General features: G+C 59.8%; 24 protein-coding genes and 1 tRNA gene. 14 read left to right on the top strand and 11 right to left on the bottom strand.

Annotated features, from left to right (window positions below; translation table 11 throughout):
• Positions 1 to 29: 29 nt before the first annotated feature.
• The 5 genes from AC1Q5O_RS11480 (at position 30) to AC1Q5O_RS11460 (ending at position 3800) form a co-directional block, all read left to right on the top strand.
• Positions 30 to 176, top strand: coding sequence for a DUF3096 domain-containing protein (locus AC1Q5O_RS11480; RefSeq protein ID WP_091878304.1), 147 nt, complete (start codon positions 30 to 32; stop codon positions 174 to 176).
• Positions 177 to 323: 147 nt separating this feature from the next.
• Positions 324 to 545 (top strand): aa3-type cytochrome c oxidase subunit IV, encoded by a 222-nt coding sequence (locus AC1Q5O_RS11475; protein WP_223615947.1) that lies wholly within the window; start codon positions 324 to 326, stop codon positions 543 to 545.
• Positions 546 to 707: 162 nt separating this feature from the next.
• Positions 708 to 1979 (top strand): Re/Si-specific NAD(P)(+) transhydrogenase subunit alpha, encoded by a 1272-nt coding sequence (locus tag AC1Q5O_RS11470; RefSeq protein WP_403184177.1) that lies wholly within the window; start codon positions 708 to 710, stop codon positions 1977 to 1979.
• A complete protein-coding gene (locus tag AC1Q5O_RS11465; RefSeq protein ID WP_223615949.1) occupies positions 1979 to 2389 on the top strand; it encodes an NAD(P) transhydrogenase subunit alpha part 2 in 411 nt (136 codons plus the stop codon). The genes AC1Q5O_RS11470 and AC1Q5O_RS11465 overlap by 1 nt, the downstream gene beginning before the upstream one ends.
• A 10-nt stretch (positions 2390 to 2399) precedes the next feature.
• Positions 2400 to 3800, top strand: coding sequence for an NAD(P)(+) transhydrogenase (Re/Si-specific) subunit beta (locus tag AC1Q5O_RS11460; RefSeq protein WP_223615950.1), 1401 nt, complete (start codon positions 2400 to 2402; stop codon positions 3798 to 3800).
• A gap of 50 nt (positions 3801 to 3850) precedes the next feature.
• Here AC1Q5O_RS11460 and AC1Q5O_RS11455 read toward each other — a convergent pair whose 3' ends face one another.
• The 3 genes from AC1Q5O_RS11455 to rpsU all read right to left on the bottom strand — a co-directional run bounded on the left by AC1Q5O_RS11455 (position 3851) and on the right by rpsU (position 5670).
• Positions 3851 to 4450 (bottom strand): NAD(P)H-dependent oxidoreductase, encoded by a 600-nt coding sequence (locus AC1Q5O_RS11455; protein WP_492563016.1) that lies wholly within the window; start codon positions 4448 to 4450, stop codon positions 3851 to 3853.
• Between the two features lie 9 nt (positions 4451 to 4459).
• The gene (locus AC1Q5O_RS11450; RefSeq protein WP_288194351.1) at positions 4460 to 5305 is read right to left on the bottom strand and encodes a tetratricopeptide repeat protein; all 846 of its coding nucleotides are present in this window, start codon (positions 5303 to 5305) and stop codon (positions 4460 to 4462) included.
• A 113-nt stretch (positions 5306 to 5418) separates the two neighbouring features.
• On the bottom strand, positions 5419 to 5670 hold the full coding sequence (rpsU, locus tag AC1Q5O_RS11445) for a 30S ribosomal protein S21 (protein WP_099997993.1): 252 nt from the start codon (positions 5668 to 5670) through the stop codon (positions 5419 to 5421).
• 410 nt (positions 5671 to 6080) lie between these two features.
• Here rpsU and AC1Q5O_RS11440 point away from each other — a divergent pair, with 410 nt between their 5' ends.
• Genes AC1Q5O_RS11440 through AC1Q5O_RS11425 form a run of 4 tightly spaced genes read left to right on the top strand, consistent with a single transcriptional unit; the run spans position 6081 to position 11279 of the window.
• Positions 6081 to 7334 carry a sarcosine oxidase subunit beta gene (locus AC1Q5O_RS11440; RefSeq protein WP_223615952.1) on the top strand — a complete coding sequence of 418 codons (1254 nt, stop codon included), beginning with the start codon at positions 6081 to 6083 and terminating at the stop codon, positions 7332 to 7334.
• 26 nt (positions 7335 to 7360) lie between these two features.
• Positions 7361 to 7720 (top strand): sarcosine oxidase subunit delta, encoded by a 360-nt coding sequence (locus AC1Q5O_RS11435; protein ID WP_223615953.1) that lies wholly within the window; start codon positions 7361 to 7363, stop codon positions 7718 to 7720.
• Positions 7721 to 7723: 3 nt separating this feature from the next.
• Positions 7724 to 10729 (top strand): sarcosine oxidase subunit alpha, encoded by a 3006-nt coding sequence (locus tag AC1Q5O_RS11430; RefSeq protein ID WP_492563012.1) that lies wholly within the window; start codon positions 7724 to 7726, stop codon positions 10727 to 10729.
• Complete coding sequence (locus tag AC1Q5O_RS11425) at positions 10722 to 11279, top strand: sarcosine oxidase subunit gamma (RefSeq protein ID WP_464661469.1); 558 nt, start codon at positions 10722 to 10724, stop codon at positions 11277 to 11279. Before AC1Q5O_RS11430 ends, AC1Q5O_RS11425 begins: the two co-directional genes overlap by 8 nt.
• A 127-nt stretch (positions 11280 to 11406) precedes the next feature.
• Here the strand turns inward: AC1Q5O_RS11425 and AC1Q5O_RS11420 are convergent, their stop codons facing one another.
• Complete coding sequence (locus tag AC1Q5O_RS11420; RefSeq protein ID WP_492563009.1) at positions 11407 to 11559, bottom strand: hypothetical protein; 153 nt, start codon at positions 11557 to 11559, stop codon at positions 11407 to 11409.
• 53 nt (positions 11560 to 11612) lie between these two features.
• Here AC1Q5O_RS11420 and AC1Q5O_RS11415 point away from each other — a divergent pair, with 53 nt between their 5' ends.
• Positions 11613 to 12797, top strand: coding sequence for an alpha/beta hydrolase (locus AC1Q5O_RS11415; RefSeq protein WP_492563008.1), 1185 nt, complete (start codon positions 11613 to 11615; stop codon positions 12795 to 12797).
• On the opposite strand, the gene AC1Q5O_RS11410 is transcribed toward AC1Q5O_RS11415, so the two are convergent.
• Together AC1Q5O_RS11410 and AC1Q5O_RS11405 are read right to left on the bottom strand one after the other, a co-directional pair.
• Positions 12798 to 13280 (bottom strand): MaoC family dehydratase, encoded by a 483-nt coding sequence (locus AC1Q5O_RS11410; protein ID WP_223615957.1) that lies wholly within the window; start codon positions 13278 to 13280, stop codon positions 12798 to 12800.
• Between the two features lie 130 nt (positions 13281 to 13410).
• Complete coding sequence (locus AC1Q5O_RS11405) at positions 13411 to 14337, bottom strand: LysR family transcriptional regulator (protein ID WP_492563006.1); 927 nt, start codon at positions 14335 to 14337, stop codon at positions 13411 to 13413.
• Positions 14338 to 14425: 88 nt separating this feature from the next.
• Here AC1Q5O_RS11405 and AC1Q5O_RS11400 point away from each other — a divergent pair, with 88 nt between their 5' ends.
• Positions 14426 to 15385 (top strand): NAD(P)H-binding protein, encoded by a 960-nt coding sequence (locus AC1Q5O_RS11400; RefSeq protein ID WP_492563004.1) that lies wholly within the window; start codon positions 14426 to 14428, stop codon positions 15383 to 15385.
• 93 nt (positions 15386 to 15478) lie between these two features.
• On the opposite strand, the gene AC1Q5O_RS11395 is transcribed toward AC1Q5O_RS11400, so the two are convergent.
• Positions 15479 to 15553, bottom strand: a tRNA-Val gene (locus tag AC1Q5O_RS11395).
• A gap of 101 nt (positions 15554 to 15654) precedes the next feature.
• Positions 15655 to 16017 carry a cell cycle two-component system response regulator CpdR gene (cpdR, locus tag AC1Q5O_RS11390; protein ID WP_091878276.1) on the bottom strand — a complete coding sequence of 121 codons (363 nt, stop codon included), beginning with the start codon at positions 16015 to 16017 and terminating at the stop codon, positions 15655 to 15657.
• 275 nt (positions 16018 to 16292) lie between these two features.
• Here cpdR and AC1Q5O_RS11385 point away from each other — a divergent pair, with 275 nt between their 5' ends.
• Positions 16293 to 17183, top strand: a complete 891-nt coding sequence (locus AC1Q5O_RS11385; RefSeq protein WP_223615960.1) for an N-formylglutamate amidohydrolase — start codon at positions 16293 to 16295, stop codon at positions 17181 to 17183.
• 249 nt (positions 17184 to 17432) lie between these two features.
• Entirely contained in the window at positions 17433 to 18206 is a 774-nt protein-coding gene (gene hisN, locus AC1Q5O_RS11380) for a histidinol-phosphatase (RefSeq protein WP_492563001.1), read from the top strand.
• A gap of 4 nt (positions 18207 to 18210) precedes the next feature.
• Here hisN and AC1Q5O_RS11375 read toward each other — a convergent pair whose 3' ends face one another.
• Both AC1Q5O_RS11375 and AC1Q5O_RS11370 read right to left on the bottom strand, forming a co-directional pair.
• A complete protein-coding gene (locus tag AC1Q5O_RS11375) occupies positions 18211 to 19194 on the bottom strand; it encodes an alpha/beta fold hydrolase (RefSeq protein WP_472460552.1) in 984 nt (327 codons plus the stop codon).
• Positions 19195 to 19388: 194 nt separating this feature from the next.
• A complete protein-coding gene (locus AC1Q5O_RS11370; protein ID WP_492562998.1) occupies positions 19389 to 19838 on the bottom strand; it encodes a hypothetical protein in 450 nt (149 codons plus the stop codon).
• Positions 19839 to 20136: 298 nt separating this feature from the next.
• Between AC1Q5O_RS11370 and AC1Q5O_RS11365 the strand changes: the two genes are divergently transcribed.
• Positions 20137 to 20607: an Hsp20 family protein gene (locus tag AC1Q5O_RS11365; RefSeq protein WP_492562996.1), complete on the top strand. Its 471-nt coding sequence runs from the start codon at positions 20137 to 20139 to the stop codon at positions 20605 to 20607.
• Between the two features lie 47 nt (positions 20608 to 20654).
• Here AC1Q5O_RS11365 and AC1Q5O_RS11360 read toward each other — a convergent pair whose 3' ends face one another.
• Entirely contained in the window at positions 20655 to 21704 is a 1050-nt protein-coding gene (locus AC1Q5O_RS11360; RefSeq protein ID WP_492562995.1) for a threonine aldolase family protein, read from the bottom strand.
• Between the last annotated feature and the right edge of the window lie 388 nt (positions 21705 to 22092).

The raw sequence follows: 22092 nt of genomic DNA, 5'->3' as shown, positions 1-22092 counted from the left end.
GCCAGACTCAACAGGAAAGTATCGCTGTCATGATTGCACAAATTGCCATTGCGCCGCTCGTCGCGCTGATCGCCGGGATCATCATCCTGATAGCGCCGCGCTTGCTCAATTACGTGGTTGCGCTCTATCTCATCATCATCGGTGTGACCGGACTTTTCCCGCATCTGCTCAGCTGAGTGCAGCGGGAGGAAAGGCCCGGCCGGTAAAATCAGCGCAGTTGCCATTTTTATCGATTGAGAGGCTTTTCAGCGACCATCTGCGCATTGCGCTGCTGCAGGCTTTTCGCTATTGCCAATAGGACTAAGACTTTATGAGGTTTGAAGATGGCTGAACATCACGACACGGCGCCCGCAGAACTGGGTGCACCCATGGACTACAACGAGCATGAAAAGACGTATGATCTGTTCATTGCTCTTTCAAAATGGGGTGCGGTTGTCTGCATCGCTTTGGTAGCTGCGATGGCGTTTGGCTTTTTCGCTGGCGGGTTCTTCTCCGCAACTATTCTGTTTATTCTTATTTGTGTTGCTGCCTGGTTCGTTCTGTAAACACGCTCCATCAGCGTTGTTCATGAGCCGGGCGGATAATCCTGTTGACATCCGCTTGCATGAGCGGGCCCATCACCAGGATTGCCAATCGTCATAGCGGGGCAGGCGCGCTGGTCTTCGGGCCACTGCCTGTATAGTGGCAACATGCTTGGGGGTGAGGGCTTGGCTCAGACACTGTTCATACCGAAAGAGACCGACGTAAATGAACCGCGGGTTGGCGGTTCGGCGGAAACGGTCAAGAAACTGATCGGTCTTGGTTTTTCAGTCATTGTGGAAGGCGGCGCGGGGATCCTGTCCCGCATTCCGGACCGCGAATTCGAAGCGGCGGGCGCGACCATCGGCAAAACCGCCGACATCCGCAATGCCGATGTCGTTCTGAAAGTCCGGCGTCCATCCACGGCTGAGCTCAAATCCTACAAAAAGGGCGCTGTCGTCATCGCCATGCTCGACCCTTACGGCAATGATGCTGCCGTCAAGGAACTGGCGGATGCGGGTGTCACCGCCTTCACCATGGAATTCATGCCGCGCATCACGCGGGCGCAGGTCATGGACGTGCTGTCGAGCCAGGCCAACCTTGCCGGCTATCAGGCGGTGGTCGATGCTGCCGGGGAATATGACCGGGCCCTGCCGATGATGATGACGGCGGCCGGTACCGTTCCTGCGGCCAAGATCTTCATCATGGGCGTCGGCGTTGCCGGTCTGCAGGCGATTGCCACGGCGCGCCGCATGGGCGCCGTCGTCACCGCGACGGACGTGCGCCCCGCCGTGAAGGAACAGGTCGCTTCGCTTGGTGCGAAATTCCTCGCTGTCGAGGACGACGAGTTCAAGGCGGCTGAAACCGCCGGCGGCTACGCCAAGGAAATGTCGAAGGAATATCAGGCAAAGCAGGCGGCGCTGGTTGCCGACCATATTGCCAAGCAGGATATCATCATCACCACGGCGCTCATTCCCGGACGGCCCGCACCGCGGCTCGTCACCCGGGAAATGTATGCGCGCATGCGTCCCGGCTCGGTCATCGTCGATCTCGCGGTCGAGCGCGGCGGCAATGTCGAAGGGGCTGTGGCGGGCAAGACCGTCGATGTCGACGGTGTGAAGATCGTCGGTCATCTCAATGTCGCCGGCCGTATCGCAGCGACCGCCTCGCAGCTCTACGCCAAGAACCTCTTGGCGTTCGTCGAGACGCTGGTCGACAAGGATGCCAAGGCCATCAAGATCAATTTCGATGACGAGCTGGTCAAGGCAACCGTGCTGACCCATGACGGCAAGGTGGTCCATCCGAGCTTTGCCGCAGCGGCTGCAACGGCTGCCGCACCGGCGGAGGCAAAGGCGGAACCCAAGAAGGTTGCGGCCAAGGCTGTGCCGAAAAAGGCCGCCGCACCTAGGAAAACCGCGCCCAAGACGGCGGCCCCCAAAAAGACTGAAGGAGAGGCGTGATGGCTGATACCGCACTCGAAAAAGCGCTTGATAGTCTCAATCAGGCGGCCGAAACGGTTCGCCAGGTGGCTGAGAACATGCCGGAAGCAGCCGGTGCCGCGGCCCATGCGGTGACCGGCGGTGCCGTCGATCCCTTCGTCTTCCGCCTCGCGATCTTCGTGCTGGCGATCTTTGTCGGCTATTACGTGGTCTGGTCGGTAACACCGGCCCTGCACACGCCGCTCATGGCCGTCACCAACGCCATCTCGTCGGTTATCGTCGTCGGTGCGCTGCTTGCGGTCGGCCTGTCGGCCAGCGGCTTTGCCACCGGCTTCGGCTTCATCGCTCTGGTGCTTGCCAGCGTCAATATCTTTGGCGGCTTCCTTGTGACCCATCGCATGCTCGCCATGTACAAGAAAAAAGAAAAGTGAGACCTGGGCAATGAGCGTAAATCTCGCAGCTTTTCTTTATCTTGTCTCCGGCGTCCTGTTCATTCTGGCGCTGCGCGGCCTGTCGCATCCCACCACAAGCCGCCAGGGTAATTTTTACGGCATGATCGGTATGGGCATATCGATCCTCACCACACTCACCCTTGCCGAGCCGAGCTTCAGAGGTCTTGGCCTCATCGTCATCGGTCTTGCCATCGGCGGCGGCGTTGGTGCCTATACGGCCAAGCGCATCGCCATGACGGCCATGCCGCAGCTGGTTGCCGCCTTCCACTCGCTGGTCGGTCTGGCCGCCGTCATGGTGGCTGCGGCCGCCATCTACTCGCCCAACTCCTTCGGGATCGGCGAAGTCGGCTCCATTCACGGGCAGGCGCTGGTGGAAATGTCGCTGGGTGTCGCCATCGGTGCGATCACCTTTACCGGCTCCATCATCGCCTTCCTCAAGCTTGACGGCCGCATGTCCGGCAAACCGATCATGCTGCCGGGCCGCCATGTGCTCAATGCGGGCCTGGCGATTGCCATCGTCGTGCTGGTCGTGGCGCTGGTGATGAGCGAAAGCCATTTCGTGTTCTGGCTGATCGTTCTGCTCTCACTGGTTCTGGGTGTGCTGATCATCGTGCCGATCGGCGGCGCCGACATGCCCGTCGTGGTGTCGATGCTCAACTCCTATTCGGGCTGGGCTGCGGCCGGTATCGGCTTCACTCTCGGCAACCTGGCGCTGATCATCACCGGCGCGCTGGTGGGCTCTTCCGGTGCCATCCTGTCCTACATCATGTGCAAGGGCATGAACCGTTCGTTCATCTCGGTCATCCTCGGCGGCTTCGGCGGCGAGACCGGTGGTGCTGCGGCCGGTGAAGTCGAACAGCGCCCGGTCAAGCAGGGCTCGGCCGACGATGCCGCCTTCATCATGAAGAACGCCTCCAAGGTCATCATCGTGCCGGGTTACGGCATGGCCGTAGCGCAGGCCCAGCACGCCCTGCGTGAAATGGCCGACAAGCTGAAGGCCGAGGGTGTGGAAGTCAAATATGCCATCCATCCGGTCGCGGGCCGTATGCCCGGCCATATGAACGTGCTTCTGGCCGAAGCCAATGTTCCCTATGACGAAGTGTTCGAGCTGGAAGACATCAACTCCGAGTTTGCGCAGGCCGACGTGGCTTTCGTCATCGGTGCCAATGACGTCACCAACCCGGCGGCAAAGACCGATCCGAAATCGCCGATCTTCGGCATGCCGATCCTCGATGTAGACAAGGCTGGCACAGTTCTGTTCATCAAGCGCGGCATGGGCTCCGGTTATGCCGGCGTCGAGAACGAACTGTTCTTTCGCGACAACACGATGATGCTGTTTGCCGATGCCAAGAAGATGGTCGAAAACATCGTCAAGGCGCTGGATCACTAATCCGGTCGCTGACGGAACAAATGGAAAGCCCGCCAAACCGGCGGGCTTTTTCATGTCAGGGTCTTCTGGATCGTCCGCCGGACCTTCTGTTCAAATGCGACCAGCCGGGCAGGGGCCAGTTTCTCGCAATTGTAGAGCGACAGTATGGAGAAGCGCGCCTTGGGTGCGCAGGTGCCGATGATGGCCGTGCCGAGAATACGGCGCACCGGACGGAACATGATCAGCCGGTCGATCCACCAGGGCGATCCGAGCGTGGTGATGGCGATGCACGCGGTCATAGCGTTGAGACGGGGGATCATCCGGCCGAAGTCCGGCGCATGGTCGTAGGCGGTGCCGGGCACGAAGACCCGGTCGATCCAGCCCTTCAGGATGGCAGGCAGTCCGAACCACCAGGTGGGAAAAACCAGGATGAGCACATCCGCATTCTGCAAGGCCGCGGAGTCGTCCGTGACTTCGGAGGCATCGTATTGCGTGGTGTAGTAGCTTTGCCTTTCCGCGGGCGAAAGCCTGGGATCAAAACCACGCTGATAAAGATCGAACAGCTGCAGTTCATGCGGTGACGCGGCAATCTCAGCCGTCACCAATGCGGTCAGGTGCCCGCACAGGCTTTCTTTCAGGGGATGAGCGGAAACAATGACGAACCGCTTCATGGGATGGGATCAGGAGCGCGTGCGCGCCAGGCCATCAAGGGCGGGCTTGTACTTGGGATCGAGCTGCGCTGCCTTGGCGTAGGATTTCGCCGCGCGGGCCTTGTCGCCGCGATGCTCGTAGATCAGCGCCTGATTGGCCCAGCCCTCGGCAATCGTGCCGTCCAGCTTGATCGCATTGTTGAAATCGTCAAAGGCGTTGTCGTCATCGCCCATGGCCACATAGGAAATGCCGCGGCCGTTATAGGGCTCGGCGGCATCGGGCTGCAGCGAGATCGCCGTGGAGAAATCTTCGATCGCCTGCTTGTGCTGGCCGCGCGCCTGATAGATCAGGCCGCGATTGTGATAGGCGCGGGGATCGGTGGTGTTGAGCTGGATGGCCTGCTGGAAATCGCTGAAGGCGCGGTCGAGCTGTCCCGACAGGCGGTAGAGATTGCCGCGGCCGATATAGGCGGCGTCATATTGTGGATTGATCTGGATGGACTTGCTGTAGTCCGCTGCCGCCTGGGCCGTGTTGCCCATGTTGCGGTAGACCAGCGCGCGGTTCGCATAGGCCTGGTAGAAATTTGGGTTCAACTGCAGCGCCGTGTTGAAATCCTTGATCGCATCGCTGTTGCGGCCGGCCCGGCCGAAGGCGGAGCCGCGCACATTGTAGGCTTCGGGATCACGGGGATTGCTGCGGATGACGCTGTCGAGCGAACTGATGTTCTCGGAAGACCCTTGCGCCTTGTCGATCCCGGTCATGTCGCTGGTCGAGGTCTGGCACCCGGCAACAGCCAGGGTGAGAACCGAAGCGATCACCAGTCCGGTGGTGCGCAACGCCTTGAATACCGATTGCGGGTCGCGATACGAAACCATTTCAAGTGAATGTGTCATACTCTTGGTATCCCGTTCAATCGAAAACGCAAAAAGGGCGGTGTGACGCAAGCCACTCCACCCCGTTATTGTGTCAAGGCGTTAATAAATGCTGATCAACGAGCCGCAGAAGCGCGGACCGGTGCCTTGCGTGCTGGCATTGGCAGAAGGCCTTCGCGCTGTGCCTGCTTGCGGGCAAGCTTGCGGGCGCGGCTGATGGCTTCTGCCTTCTGGCGGGCGCGCTTGATCGAGGGCTTCTCGTAATGATCATGCATCTTCATTTCGCGGAACATGCCTTCGCGCTGCATCTTCTTCTTGAGAACGCGGAGAGCCTGATCAACATTGTTTTCGCGTACGAGTACCTGCACGTTTTATCCTGTATCTCTTAGAATTTCGTTGAGCTTGAATCCGAACCCATATCCTTGGTCAGTGGGTCAGCAATCCAAACTTCGCGACGGTCATCCATCGCAAACTGACGAGGCCATTATCAGAATGGCAATGGAATGTCCATGGTGAAGCTGTTTAAAATGGCGGATATTCTTCCCCGCCGCCGGTTCATGCGCCCGTGCAATTTTAGAATAACCGGCACGGAACGCCAATCTCCGTCGCAAAATGGCAAAAGACCTTTGAGCGGATGCGTTACTGATGCATAAAAGTGCGATCCTGCGCTTGAAAATCGATGTCGATTTCAGGACAGGATACTGCTCTCGCAAATCGTGGAACAAAACGCTCTGCCAAGGTCACCGGTACGGCCGAAAGCTCTGCAAAGGATTGAATGATGCGGAAATATTCAGTGTTTGCTTTGGCCCGCGAGGCATTGCGTGCCCACAAGGGGTGGGAGCAGCAATGGACGTCGCCCGAACCCAAGTCGGAATATGACGTCATCATTGTTGGCGCTGGCGGACATGGTCTTGCCACCGCCTACTACCTGGCCAAGGAACATGGCATCACCAATGTCGCAGTTCTGGAAAAGGGCTGGCTGGGCGGCGGCAACACCGGCCGCAACACCACGATCATCCGGTCCAACTATCTCTATGACGAATCGGCCGGCATTTACGAACATGCGGTGAAATTGTGGGAGGGCCTGAGCCAGGACCTTAACTACAACGTCATGTATTCGGCGCGCGGCGTGATGATGCTGGCGCACAATATCCACGACGTCCAGGTGTTCAAGCGCCATATCCATGCCAACCGGCTCAACGGCATCGACAATGAATGGCTGACGCCGGAACAGGTCAAGGAATTCTGCCCGCCGATCAACCTCTCCGCCGATGCGCGCTATCCCATCATCGGCGCGGCCCTGCAGCGGCGCGGCGGCACCGCCCGTCATGATGCCGTCGCCTGGGGCTATGCCCGCGCGGCTGCCGATCGCGGCGTGCATATCATCCAGAACTGCGAAGTCACCGGCATTCGCCGGGCGGCCAATGGCGCGGTTGTCGGCGTCGATACCAATCGCGGCCCGATCAATGCCAAGAAGGTCGGTGTGGTGGCCGCCGGTCATACCTCGGTGATCATGAACATGGCCGGCGTGCGCATGCCGCTGGAAAGCTATCCGCTGCAGGCGCTGGTGTCCGAGCCGGTCAAGCCGCTGATTCCGTGCGTGATCATGTCGAACACCGTGCACGCCTATATTTCGCAGTCCGACAAGGGCGAAATGGTCATCGGTGCGGGGACGGACCAGTATACGTCCTATTCCCAGACCGGCGGCCTGCACATCATCAATCACACGTTGGACGCGATCTGCGAAATGTTCCCGGTGCTGACGCGGCTGAAAATGCTGCGGTCCTGGGGCGGTATCGTCGACGTGACGCCGGACCGTTCGCCGATCCTCGCCAAGACGCCTGTCCCCGGTCTCTACGTCAATTGCGGCTGGGGAACCGGCGGGTTCAAGGCAACGCCCGGCTCCGGCAATGTGTTCGCCCATACGATCGCCCGCGACGAGCCGCACCGGATCAATGCGCCGTTCACGCTCGAGCGCTTCACCACCGGGCGCCTGATCGACGAAGCCGCCGCCGCCGCCGTGGCGCACTGACAGATTCAAGAAACGAGACGACGACAATGCTTCTCATCAAATGCCCCTATTGCGAAGAAGAGCGCCCGGAGCTGGAATTCCGCAACGCGGGTGAAGCGCATCTCGTGCGTTCCCCGGCCATATCGGAACAATCGGACGAAGACTTTGCAGCCTTCCTGTATTTCCGCCAGAACCCCAAGGGGCTGCAGTTCGAGCGCTGGCGGCATATCCATGGCTGCGGGCGTTTCTTCAATGCCGTGCGCGATTCCGTCTCCGACAAGTTCCTGACCGTCTACAAGGCGGGCGAACCGCGCCCGGATGTCGAAACGCTTCTCAATCCGGAAACCGTTTCCGATGCTGAACCTGCAAAGAAACGCGCCCCCCGCGCCAAGAAAGGGGAGCTGTAAGCCATGAGCATTCCATCCCACTCCGGAAGCAACCGTATTGCCGGTGCCGGCCGCCTGGTTCCGGCGAAAACCGTCCGCTTCACCTTTGACGGGCAGAGCCTGACGGGTCTTGAAGGCGACACGCTGGCCTCGGCGCTGCTGGCCAACGGCATTCATCTGGTCGGCCGTTCGTTCAAATATCACCGTCCGCGCGGCATCCTCTCCGCAGGCAGCGAAGAGCCGAATGCGCTTGTCGATGTCGAGCGGGACAAATCCCGCAAGCAGCCGAACGTGCGGGCGACCGTGCAGGAGATCTATGACGGGCTGAAGGTCAAGTCGCAGAACCGCTGGCCGTCGCTGACCTTCGACGTCGGTGCGATCAACGATGTGTTCTCGCCCATGCTGCCCGCCGGCTTCTACTACAAGACATTCATGTGGCCGAAGTTCGCATGGAAAACCATCTACGAGCCAAAGATCCGCGCGGCGGCCGGTCTTGGTGTTGTTCCGGGTGAAGCCGATACGGACCGCTATTCCAACCGTTTCGCCCATTGCGATGTACTGGTTGTCGGCGGCGGCGCCGCCGGGCTTGCCGCTGCGCTCAGCGCCGCGCAAACCGGTGCCCGGGTCATCATCTGCGATGAGCAGGCGGAAGCGGGCGGCGCACTGCGCTACGAGACCGATGTGACCATCGATGGCAAGCCGGGCTATGACTGGGCGACGGAAACGCTGGCATCCCTGCGCGCCATGGACAACGTCACGGTTCTCACCCGCACCACGGCGTTCGGTTACTACGCCCAGAATTTTGTCGGCCTTGTCGAGCGGATCAGCGACCATCTGAGCAATCCCGGTTCCGACATGCCGAGGGAGCGCCTGTGGCAGGTGCGTGCCAGGAAGGTCATCCTGGCGACTGGTGCCATCGAACGGCACATGGTTTTCGCCAACAATGACCGTCCCGGCATTCTGCTGGCTTCGGCGGCGCGCGCCTATCTCAACCAGTATGGTGTCGCTGTCGGCCGCAAAGTCGGCGTCTACACCGCCAATGATTCCGCCTATGCGGCGGCCATCGATCTGAAGCGCGCCGGCGTCGATATCCCTGTCATCGTCGACACGCGCGACAATCCATCCTCGCCGGTGATCGAGGAAGCTCGTTCGCTTGGCATCGACGTTGTGACCGGTCATGCGGTGTTCAGCGCCGGCGGCATGCGCCGCGTCTCCTCCATCAGCATCCGCCCCAACCGGGGCGGCAGCGAGCGCAAGGTCGTGGTCGATGCGCTGATCATGTCGGCGGGCTGGACGCCATCCGTGCACCTGTTCTCGCAATCGCGCGGCAAGGTGGCATGGGATGCCGCCAATGAGCGGTTCCTGCCCGGCACCTATGCGCAGGATTGCGTCTCGGTCGGTGCCTGCAATGGCAGCGACGGGCTGCAGCAGGCGCTGGACGAAGCCGTTGCCGCAGGCGGCAAGCTTGCCGGCGAGACCGGTTTCAAGGGCAAGACCACAGCGCTCAAGGCAACGGGCGGAACCGACTGGGTTCTCGGCATGATCGGCTCGGCGCCGGGCGCCGGTGCCGATACGACGGTCAAGGCTTTCGTCGATTTCCAGAACGACGTGACCGCCAAGGACGTGCGCCTTGCGGTGCGCGAAGGCATGCATTCCATCGAGCATGTCAAGCGTTTCACCACCAACGGCATGGCCACCGATCAGGGCAAGACCTCCAACCTGCACGGGCTGGCCATTGCCGCCGAAGCGCTCAACCGGCCGATCCCGGCTGTTGGCCTGACAACCTTCCGGGCGCCGTTCACGCCGGTGACTTTCGGTGCGATCGTCAACCATGCACGGCATGACCTGTTCGATCCGACCCGCCGCACGCCGATGCATGCGTGGCATGCGGCGCAGGGCGCGGCCTTCGAGGATGTCGGGCAGTGGAAGCGCGCCTGGTATTATCCGCAGGCGGGCGAAGACATGCATGCGGCGGTGAACCGCGAATGCGTCGCCGTGCGCAACCAGGCCGGTATCTTCGACGCCTCGACGCTCGGCAAGATCGAAGTGGTCGGGCCCGATGCGGCAAAGTTCCTTGAGCTGCTCTACACCAACCCATGGGAAAAACTCGGTGTCGGCCGCCTGCGCTACGGCATCATGCTGCGCGAAGACGGTTTCATCTATGATGACGGCGTCGTTGGCCGATTGGCTGAGGATCGCTTCCACGTGACGACGACGACCGGCGGTGCGCCGCGCGTCATGAACCACATGGAAGACTATCTGCAGACGGAATTCCCGCACCTCAACGTCTGGTTGACCTCGACGACCGAGCAATGGGCCGTCATTGCGGTGCAGGGGCCGAAAGCCCGCGAGATCATCGCGCCGCTGGTGGAAGGCATCGACCTTTCCAATGAGGCCATGCCGCATATGAGCGTGCGCGAAGGCAGGATCTGCGGTGTGCCGACGCGGCTGTTCCGCATGTCCTTCACCGGTGAAGCGGGCTATGAAATCAACGTGCCTGCCGATTATGGCCGGGCCGTCTGGGAAGCCGTCTACGAGCGCGGCAAGCCGCTGGGCCTGACGCCCTATGGCACTGAGGCCATGCACGTGCTGCGTGCCGAGAAGGGCTATATCATCGTCGGCCAGGACACGGACGGCACAGTGACGCCGCAGGATGCGGGCCTCACCTGGGCCATCGGCAAGAACAAGACGGACTATGTCGGCATTCGCGGCCTGCTGCGCCGCGACCTGGTGGCGGATGGACGCAAGCAGCTGGTTGGCCTGAAGACCAAAGATGCCCATGTGGTGCTGGAGGAGGGCGCGCAGATCGTCGCCAATCCGAACCAGCCCGTGCCGATGACGATGATCGGCCATGTGACATCCTCCTACTGGTCGCAGAATTGCGGCCGGTCGATTGCCATGGCCCTGGTGATCGACGGAACAAAGCGGCTCGGCGAAACGCTGTATGTGCCGATGCCCGATGGTGTGATCGAAGTGGAAGTGACCGGAACGGTGTTCTTCGACGAAAAGGGAGAACGGTTGAATGGCTGACCTTGCTCAAACGGCGCAGCGCGCGCATCCATTGCAGACCGGCCACGCCGGAGTCGGGTCCGTATCGGTAACCCTTGCTGATAACGCCACCCGCGTTTCGCTGCGGGCGCGGCCGGATGCGGTGGCGGCGCTGTCCAAGGCGCTCGGCCTGTCCCTGCCGCTGAAGCCGAAGACAACCACCAGTCAGGGCAACCGTGCGGCCCTGTGGATCGGTCCGGATGAATGGCTTCTCATCGATGCGGACGGCAGCTCGCTGGTGGCCGATCTTGCCAAGGTGAAGGTGCTGCATTCCGCCGTCGACGTCTCCCATCGCAATGTCGGGATCATTGTCTCCGGCCGGGGTGCCGATGCTGTTGTCAATGGCGGTTGCCCGCAGGACCTGTCGCTCGGCGCCTTTCCGGTCGGCGCGGCCTCGCGCACGGTGCTCGGCAAGATCGAGATCGTGCTGTGGCGGACGGCCGAGGACACGTTCCGTGTTGAATGCTGGCGCTCCTTCTCCGGCTATGCCTACAGCTTTCTGCAGGAATCCGCGCGGGACGTGGCTGTCTGATCATACGACTTAAGCCGGCCCACCCATTTGTGCGTGGTTCGACAAGCTCACCATGAGGGAGACGGAGGATTGCAGGGAGCTATATTCTGCAACGGTCCCGATTAGCTTTGCAGCCAAACCACCTTCCTCATGGTGAGCTTGTCGAACCACGCACATTGCGTAATGCAACGATGATCTTTTTTTTGCCGAATGCGCGGGTATTTGACAGCCCCGCGTAATAATAGTGTGCAGATTGATCGCCGGTGAAATTATCGATCACAATTGCGCCGTGCTTTGCCATAATGAGAATGCCGATGGCTGCCGATTCGCGCGGTCGCGTCGCGAGAGTGGTTTATGGCTGTCAAAAAGCGCCTTGTTGTCAATTTTACAGGCTATGAAGGTCTGCATCCCGATGCCGTGCGCGGGCGCTATCTCAATGCCTCGGCCGATTTCAACACGCTCTGGCACACGAAAACCAAAGCGGGGCCCATGCAGCCGGAGGGGCCGAACATCGCCTCGATGCAGCTTGATACAACCGGGGCGAACTGGACGGTAGAAACCGAGTTCTGCCAGTACGGCACGGCCGATATCTTCGATGCCTATTCCGCGCGCAATGTCGTAACGCGCTTTGCCACCGGCCTGATGGCGTTTCTCGATATTCTCATCACCGGCACCTTCTGGCGGTATCTGCGCACAAGCTGGCGGTTCTGCATCTTTTTCATGTGGCCGTTTGCGTTGACCTGTTTCATTTCGCTGGTCGCGCTGCTGATCGGGCTTGGACCATTGTTTGGCGGTTTCAGCGCCTACCACATGTTTTGGACCATTCCCCTGGCGCTCGCCATCGCCCGCCTCCTGATCCGCTGGCCGGGAGAAAAGGTGTTCCTTTCCTACCTCTTGGATGACTGGGCGGCGGCGTCAGACCGGATCTACCGCCGCAGCCCGGCTTTGCTGGAACGGCGCAAGGCTTTTGCCGACCACCTGACCGAGAAGCTGCGGGAGAGCGGCGCGGATGAGGTGGTCATCATCGGGCACAGCCTGGGCACGGTGCCGGCTGTCGAGGCCATTGCCGATGTCTGGCGCAGTGCGCCGCAGCTCATCAGGCAACAGCCGGTTTCGCTGGTGGCGACCGGCTCGTGCCTGTTGATGATCGCCTTTCATCCGTGTGCAACGGATTTGCGGGAAGACGTGCGGGTTGTCCTGCAGGATGCGCCGGTTCTGTGGGCGGAGTATCAGACCATTGCGGATATCGTGCATTTCTACCGGTCGAACCCGGCTGCGGCGCTGGGCATAACCCCGCGCACCGAACCGCTGATCCGGCGTATCCGGTTCAAGCACATTCACAGCGCCAAGCGCTATGCGCGTGCCAAGAAGAATTTTTTCAAGATGCACCTTCTGTTCCTGAAGGGCGCGCAGATCCGCAATGCCTACGATATGGGCATGTTCGTGCAGGGGCCGTTTGCCTTCCAGGATCTGGCCGTGCGTGACAGTGCGCCGCCGCTGGACGATGCCGGGCGGCTTGTCGAGGCGATCCGCGCCTGATCAGTCCATTTCCGGCGGATGCTCGAGCACGGCAATCGTCAGCCAGTTGGCGACGAGTGCCGGTTTGATCGAACCTTCGATTTCCAGGGTGACTTCGTAGTTGTTGAGCACACGGCCGGACGGGCGGATATCCGCATCCACCAGCTTGAAGCGGGCACGCACCTGCTTGCCGGATTTGACCGGCGCCATGAAGCGCACCTTGTCGAAACCGTAATTGATGCCCATCGTCGCGCCTTCGATCATCGGCAATGCCTCATAGGCGAGCGTCGACAGCAGCGAGATGGTCAGGAAGCCGTGGGCAATTGTGCCGCCGAACGGCGTTTCCTTGGCCGCGCGCTCCGGATCGGTGTGGATGAACTGGTGATCATCGGTCGCATCGGCAAACTTGTCGATCATGTCCTGGCTGACCACGCGCCATTCCGAACAGCCGATTTCTGTGCCGACACCGGCCTTCAACTGCTTGAGCGTGATAGCGTTCTTCATGGTTCCAAGGCTTTCCGAAAATTGGATCAGATCATCGATGGGGCTGTCGATAGACTTTTATGAGCCAAATGTCATCCCTTGCGCGCTGCCGTATTGTTTCAAAGCCGTACTCACTGTTGTGATCAGCACGTCAGAACGCCGGGGGGCCTTGCACCTTCCTGCCTGACGCCAGTTCAATATGGGCAAGCATGCCTCTGATCAGCGTATCGAAGATCAGCCGAAAGCGGTGTGAAGACCGCAGGTTTTCGTGCATGGCGATCCAGGTGGGAAGTATGATCGAAAACGCGTCGGGCAGCAGGCATACGAGGTCAGGATTTGCCTGGCCGAGACTGTCCTGGCATATGCCGATGCCAATTCCTGACCGGATAGCGGCGAGTTGGGCCAGATTGTTGTCCGTGCGATAGCTGAACTTAAGCTCATGCGGCATCGGAAAGCGTTTCTCGACGCTGCGTATGAAGGCGGTCTGCTTGTCGAACCCGATGAGCCGGTGATTTTTCAATTCTGCCAGCGTACGGGGCGCGCCGTATCTGGCAAGATAGGCACGGTGCGCGTAGAGCCCGAGCGAAATGCCTCCGACGTTGCGCACAAGCAGCGCCTCCTGTGTGGGCTCTGCCATTCTGACAGCAATATCAACCTCGCGGTTCAAGAGATTTTCGACCGTATCGGAGGCGGATAACTCGATGTGCAAGTCGGGATATGTCTCAAGCAGCGGCGCGAGTATCTGTGGAAGCACTTCGGTGCCGATAACCTCGCTCGCGCCAATGCGTACCGTGCCTTCCACCGCGTCACGCTGTGCTGTTGCCAGACGGACAAGTGCCGCGGCATTGGCAGCCATGGCGGCCGCGTAGGGTTGCAATTCCAGCGCGGCATCGGTTGCAAGCAGGCCGTTCGGCGAGCGGGTGAAGAGCTGGGCGCCAATAAGGTCCTCCAGCGTATCGATATGCCGTCCCACCGTAGGCTGTGTCAAACCGAGCTCACGTGCTGCTGCCGACAGTGAGCCGTGCCGGATGACATGAAGAAAAGTCCAGTAAAGATCCCAGTTCGGCATCTGTTGCATTATTTATGTATAGCTAGTCAATGAATTTTGTCAATTTTGTTTATCGTATTGCTGGTGCATTGTTGGCGAGACAACGGAGAAAATGCACATGCAATCAACAGAACAGAAGATGGCGCTTGTATTGGGTGCAACAGGTGGCATCGGTGGTGCGGTAGCACGCAACCTCCTGAAACGAGGCTGGCATATCAAGGCCCTGACGCGCGACATCGGCAAGGCCGGGAAAACCGCGGGTGATTTCGAATGGATTGCGGGTGACGCCCTCAATCCGGTGGATGTCAGCAAGGCAGCAGAGGGCGTGTCCCTGATCGTCCATGCCGTCAACCCGCCCGGATACCGGGACTGGGAGAAGCTTGTCGTGCCCATGCTCGACAATACCATCGCGGCGGCAAAACGGGTGGGTGCCCGCGTGCTTCTGCCCGGCACTGTCTATAATTTCGGACCCGATGCCTTTCCGGTTCTGGGTGAGGACAGTCCGCAACATCCCGTCACGCGAAAAGGCAGGCTGCGTGTCATGATGGAGCAGCGTCTGAAGGATGCTTCTGTATCCGGTCTCGACGTCCTGATCGTGCGCGCTGGTGATTTCTTTGGCCCGAAGGCCGCAAACAACTGGTTCTCGCAAGGGCTTGTCACGCCGGGAAAGGCGGTATCGCTCATCAGCAACCCTTCAAGGCGCGGCATCGGACATCAATGGGCGTTTCTTCCCGATGTCGCTGAAACAATGGCCCAACTGGTCGACCGGGCCGAAACCCTTCCGCGTTTCGCGGTCTATCACATGGAAGGCTTCTGGGATGCGGACGGCATGCAGATGGCAGCCGCCATCAGGCGTGTGGTTGGCCGCCCGGTGAAGATCAGATCGTTTCCCTGGTGGATCGTGCCGATCATGGCACCCTTCAATGCGTTCATGCATGAGTTGAAGGAGATGCGGTATCTGTGGAAGCAGCCGCTGCGCATGACGAACACGCGGCTGGTCGGTACACTCGCGGCCGAGCCAAGGACACCGATCGACGAGGCAGTGCGGCAGACACTGGCTGACCTCGGCTGTCTCTGACAGCCCGGGTTGCCTTTGGCGGGTGTCGCCGTCACGCGGCAAAGCTGCCACGAACCGCTGATGCAAACAGAATATGGTTCAGGGAAGTTCGGATGGTGGGCGTGACAGGGATTGAACCTGTGACCCCTACGATGTCAACGTAGTGCTCTCCCGCTGAGCTACACGCCCATCCGACAGGGGCGCATACACCATATTGATTCCGGTCCGTCAATAGGGTTGGAAGAAGTTATCAGGCTTTCTTCACCGGAGCAGGCAGATAGGGCCTTTGATCAGGCCGCTACCAGCATTTTTTCGATCTCATTGACGAGGTCGCGCAGGTGGAAAGGCTTGGAAAGCACTTTCGCATCCTTCGGCGCTTTCGAATCGGAATTCAGCGCCACGGCGGCAAAGCCGGTGATGAACATGATTTTCAGGTCCGGGTCGATTTCCGACGCGCGGCGTGCCAGCTCGATGCCGTCCATCTCCGGCATGACAATGTCGGTGAGCAGCAGTGAAAATGGCTCTTCGCGCAACCGGTCATAGGCGCTTGCGCCATTGTCGAAAGGCGTGACGTGATATCCTGCCTTCTCCAGCGCCTTCACCAGGAAGCGCCGCATGTCATTGTCATCTTCTGCTAGCAGGATTCTCTTCATCAGTCCGTCCGAATTGTCTGTCGCCTGATCATCCCCAGACAGGCGCCCCATCATGCTTAACAAGACGCTTTTTTGGTAAAGATCGCGTGAATGATTTGCTGAAAATAAGGGGGAACCCCGGAAAAGTCGAGCAAGATCGCAGACGGGCGATCGAAGAATACGCCTGGTCCGGTCAGCCCGGAAAAGTTCCGCTGCCTTTGGCGGCTGATCAATTCCCTCCGGGGCGAAGTTGCTCTAAAGTAACGGCATATTCAAGCAAACCGTCGAAGTGAATGATGACCCTCGAGCGCGATTTCCCTGACAAGCTGCCCTATGAACTGCGCCGGCCGGCTGACCAGCGTATTCCGTTTGTGTTCAATTCGCCGCACAGCGGTCAGGTTTATCCGCCGGCCTTCCTGCAGCAGTCGCAGCTCGATGCGCAAACGATTCGCCGCTCGGAAGACTGTTTTGTCGACCAGCTCTTTGCCGCCAGCGTCATGCTCGGTGCGCCGATGCTGGTGGCGCATTTCCCCCGCGCCTATCTCGACGTCAACCGCGAGCCCTATGAACTCGACGCGAAGATGTTCAGCGATTCGCTTCCCTCCTATGCCAATGCAAATTCGGCCCGGGTTGCCGGCGGTCTTGGCACCGTTCCGCGCCTTGTCGGCGAAGGGCAGGAAATCTACGCGCAGAAACTGCCCGTCGAGGAAGCGCTCGGCCGCATCACCACGATCTACAAGCCCTATCATGCGCTGCTCGCCGGGATGCTGGTGGAAACGCGCAGCCGTTTTGGCTATGGCGTTCTCGTCGATTGCCATTCCATGCCCACCGGCATCCGGTTTCCGGAGAGCGGCCTGCGCCCGGATTTCATCATCGGGGACCGGTTCGGCACCAGCTGTTCGCCGGAATTGACGCACACGGCCATCCATCTCCTGCGCGAGATGGGCTATGCGGTGGCGCACAACAAGCCCTATGCGGGCGGTTACATCACCGAGCATTACGGGCGTCCGCTCAAGCGTTTCCACGCATTGCAGATCGAGGTCAATCGCGGCCTTTATCTCAATGAGCACAATTACGAGCGCAAATCGGGCTTCGGGCAGCTGCAGCGCGATATCAGCCAGTTCCTGGCCGATCTCGTTTCGCTGCCGGACTTCCACTTCCTCGATGTGCCGCTCGCGGCGGAATGAGGTCTTGTTGCTGTTGCCCGTCTGCAAACAAAAAAAGACCGCGCAAGTGCGCGGTCCAAGTCTAGGGAGGAAACGCCCAAGGAGGGCATAGACAGGTCACCCCGTCTGTTAACCAATCTATGCTGCATCGCACAAATGTCAAGTGATTTGTGCGTTTTTTTAAGCACGATAATTATGTGCCTAAAAAAAATGCAATAATTTAGCCGACAATGCAGGTAAATGAGAAAATTTTGATCGCGAGGAACCATTTTGGCCATTGAACTTTCGTTTTTGCGGCGGATTGCCGAGGTTGCGGCAGCGCAGACATTGCCCCGCTTTCGCACCGTTTCGTCCATCGACAACAAATATCAGGTGGGATTCGACCCGGTCACCGAGGCTGACAGGGAAGCCGAACGGGCGATTCGCGCGCTGATCAACAGCACCTTTCCCGCTCACGGCATCATGGGCGAGGAGTTCGGTTCGGAAAATCTCGACGCCTCGCATGTCTGGGTGATCGATCCCATCGACGGCACGCGCGCCTTCATTTCAGGCCTGCCGGTGTGGGGCACGCTTGCGGGCTTGACCATCGATGGCGATGCGGTGGCCGGCGTCATGGCGCAGCCCTTCACCGGTGAGCTGTTCATGTGCGACGGCACGGCATCCTATTACGAGGGACCGGGTGGCGCGCGCCAGCTGAAAACCCGGCAGAATCCGGACATTGCCCAGGCCACGCTGTTCACCACGACGCCCGCCCTGTTCAAGGACAAGAAGCGCGAGGCCTATGACCGTATGGAGCGCAGCGTGCGCATGCCGCGTTACGGCGCCGACTGCTACGGCTATGCCATGATTGCCGCCGGTTTCGTCGATCTGGTGGTGGAGACCGCCTTGCATCCCTACGATATCGTTGCGCTGGTGCCGATCATCGAAAAGGCGGGCGGTGTCATCACCAATTGGGATGGCGGCCCGGCGGAAAAGGCCGGCGATATCGTGGCGGCGGGCTCAAAGGAACTGCACGCGCAGGCGCTGGAGCTTCTCAACCGCTGAAAGCTCACATCTCCGTGGCCTGTTCGTTCTCGATTCCGGCCATGTCGCCGCCGGTTCCGGGAATGAAGGCATCGAATGCCGCGAAAAACTGTTCGCGGTAAAAATCCTTTTCCTGCAGGATTTCATGCTTGGCGCCGTCGATGGTGATCAGTGTCGCATTGCGCAATTGCAGGGCGAACCGTTCGATTGCCGGGGTGGACACTACGCTGTCGGCCCCGGCGGCGACGACAAGGCTGGGGATGCGGATCGCCTCGATATAATCGGGATTCGTCACCCGTTTGATCGCCTTGGCCGCCGAGGCGATCCATCCGGCGGTCGGGCCGCCAATGGCGAGCTCCGGCGCGGTTTTCACTATTTCGCTGTTGCGCAGGTAGCGCGCGGCATCCGATGTGACCTCGTTGAGGGCGAAGGGTTTGATCACCGGCTTGCCGCCGCGGATATACATCCCGCCGAGACCGGTCAGCCGCAGGCTATTGGCGACGGCGCTGAGCAGAATCTTGCCGAGCCGGCTGCCGTTGACGTCGAGTAGCGGCACCATCAGCACCATGCGGCGGATGCGGTTTGCCAGGGCAGGCGCTGCGAGAAGCGCCGCCAGCGCGCCGGTGGAATGGGCCAGTACGTAAAACGGTCCGCGGCAGTCGGGCAGGAGCACGCTTTCGAACAGCAGCTCCAGGTCGGCCGCATAATGGTCGAAACTGCGGACATGGCCGCGCAGCGGGTCCTTCAGCAGGCGGCTCGATCCGCCCTGGCCGCGCCAGTCGAAGGTGGCCACGGCAAAACCCCGCTTGGCAATGTCACGGATGGTCTCGAAGTATTTTTCAATGCATTCGTTGCGGCCCTGCAGGATGATCACGGTGCCCTGGACGGGATGGGTGGTGGCGGGGAAAATCGCGTAGCGCAGTTGCCTGCCGCCCTTGAGCGGCAATGCGGCAACGCGGGCATCCTGCGGTGTCGGATTGGCGGCTGTTTCGACAAGCGGATGGGTCATGAATACCGGTCAGTCCTCGTCCCGCCCATGGGGGATCACACGGGTGCATTTTGCACCTTTTGATAAAATGCATGGCAATAAAGGTCAAACCGGGTTCTCGTAAAAACAAAAAAATGACCGGAAACCCTTGGGAGGGCTTCCGGTCAGTACATTCCAGGCGGAAGGGACGTTACACCTGGAACGATCTCAGGAAATCAGTAGCCGTTCGCCGGGCGGATCTCGATGCTGAACCCGTTGTCGCTGCGCCGGTCGCGGTAGCCGCGCCGATCGCCCATCACACGGGTATCGAGGATGTCGCCATCGCGGGATACGGTGACCAGAACCGGCGCGCCGCGGCGCCATGCCTGGACAAAATAACGGCCGCGTTCGAAGTTCACATCGCGGACACGGTAGCCGCGGCGCTCCAGCATGCGGGTTACTTCGCGCGGACCGATCTGGTCGCGGAAGCGCTCATCGCGGCGCCATTCTCCACGCCGATCACCATAGAAGCGGCGGTCCTGAACAAGCAGGCCATCCATGTCACCGCGGCCATCCATGTAGATTGCCCGGTCACCGCGATAGGTGAAGTCGTCGGCCATGGCCGAGGCAGAAAAGCCTGTGACCAGCAGGGCGGCGGCGGTCAGTGCCAGAACAGTCTTTTTCATCATCTTGTCCTCGTCTCTTGCCGGTCAAATCCCGGCGTTGGATGTGTTTATAGGGGAGGGCGTGTGAACGTATCCCGAAGGGCGCGTTCATCTGGCGTTCATCGCTGCGGGATGCGTTGGGATGTGTAAAAACCGGAACATTCGGCAGCAAAAGGGGGCTTGAAATGGCTTTGACCGTTTCCCAAATACCTGATGTGACCGCCATAACGGGGTCACTGGTTCAGCGGGACTTGCCGATTGAGGGAGTCTCTTGACGAGCCAGAACACGCAACATTGTCGCTCTAAAGGAGGGCTTACTATGCGTCACGTGGATTTTTCCCCACTCTATCGTTCGACTGTCGGTTTTGACCGGCTTTTCACCATCCTCGACTCGCTGGCTCAGCCAGACGGTGCCCAGTCCTATCCGCCCTACAATATCGAGCGGACAGGCGAGAACACCTACCGCATCACCATGGCCGTTGCCGGCTTCTCGGAAGACGAAATCCAGATCGAAGCCCATCGCAACCAGCTCAAGGTAACGGGCGAGAAGGGTGCCGAAACATCGGACGATAATGCCGAAACCCTGTATCGCGGCATTGCTTCCCGCGCCTTCGAACGCCGCTTCCACCTTGCCGATTTCGTTGAAGTCAGTGGTGCCAGCCTGAAAAACGGCTTGCTGCACATTGATCTCAAGCGCGAAATTCCCGAGGAAATGAAGCCGCGCAAGATCGCTGTCACTGCCCTGTCGGAAAAGACAGCCAAGCAGATCGAAGCCAAGACTGCCCACTAAGCTCTGAAAGCCGGAGTGAAAGAAGCGGCGCGTTTGCGCCGCTTTTTTTATGCGATCAGGTCGCCGAAGCGGCTGATGTCTTTGGAGGTCGTGGCAAAGCTCGTGACAAAACGGGTGATCGTCTCGTCTTCGGCAACATGACCCTTTTCGGCATGGGGCGTGTGCCAGTCATAGAAAACGGCGCCTGCCGCCTGCAGTTTTGCCGATGTCTGCTTTTTCATGATCGCGAACACTTCATTGGCGCGCGGCTGCCAGGCGAGACGCAGATCGTTCGAATTGCTGATCAGCTTTGCCAGTTCTGCTGCCATGGCATTGGCATGCGTTGCCGTTTCCAGCCACAGCCCATCGGCAAAATAAGCCTCGAACTGGGCCGCGATGAAGCGGGATTTTGAAAAATTCTGCGCCGACCGCATGCGGATATAGGGCATCTGCCTTGCCTGTTCGGGGTTCATGAAGACCAGCGCTTCCGCACACCAGCAGCCGTTCTTGGTGCCGCCGAATGACAGGATATCGACGCCCTGCTTCCAGGTCATTTCAGCGGGGGAACAGCCAAGCGAGACAAGCGCATTGGCAAAACGCGCGCCATCCATGTGCAGCGGCAGGCCATTCTCCTTGCAGATGGCCGAGATGGCGGCGATCTCGGCCAATTCATACAGTGTGCCGCTTTCGGTCGACTGCGTAATGGAAACGCTCATCGGCTGGCCCGCATGGACGTGGCCCTTGGGGAAACCGTTCAGGGCGGCTTGCAGATTGTCGATGGCGATGCGGCCTGTCGGCCCGTCGATGGCCTGGACCCGTGCTCCGCTCGCGAAAAATCCCGGCGCGCCGGCCTCATCGGCAATCATGTGCGCTTCGCGGTGGGCAAAGGTGATGCCGCCCGGGCGGGCGATGCTGGCCTGCGCCAGGGAATTGGCCGCTGTTCCGGTCCCGACAAAGAAGACGGCGACGTCGCGCTCGAAAATTGCGCTGAATGTCTGCTGGACGGCGCGGTCGAGATCTCCCGTGCCATAGGCCGCGGCGAAACCGCTGGCATGTCTGGTCAGATTTTCGGCAATTTTCGGATGGGCTCCGGCCCAATTATCGGATGCGAAAAGCATGAAACAACCTCGGATGTGGAACTGACGCCGCCACGCTTACGCTTTTCCCCGCGGGCTGGAAAGCAGAAGATGATGTCTTTCCCGCAAGGGATTTTCAGGGTGCGTGGCGGAACCATCTGTTTTTCCTTGCTTATTTAGGGGAAAACGCCTGTCTCGAAATGAAATGCATGAAACACCCGATGTTTGCGCAATGATATTTCGTCCAATGCTGTTATTTTTTGCTTTTCCATCTTGTTTGTTTGGAATTATTCTGGCATACGAGGATATGACAGCAATGCTGTCCTAATTTGCACGATCCAAGCGCGGGATGGCAAGCAAGGGTGCTTCCGTCCTCAAAATGGTGACCGCAGTTTGCAACCGGAAGATATGCCGCACCAGAAGGGGCAGG

Source organism: Phyllobacterium sp. MT110 (assembly GCF_058792715.1).
The sequence above is the reverse complement of the archived record's forward strand: the minus strand, read 5'-3'. Positions and strand labels throughout refer to the sequence as shown.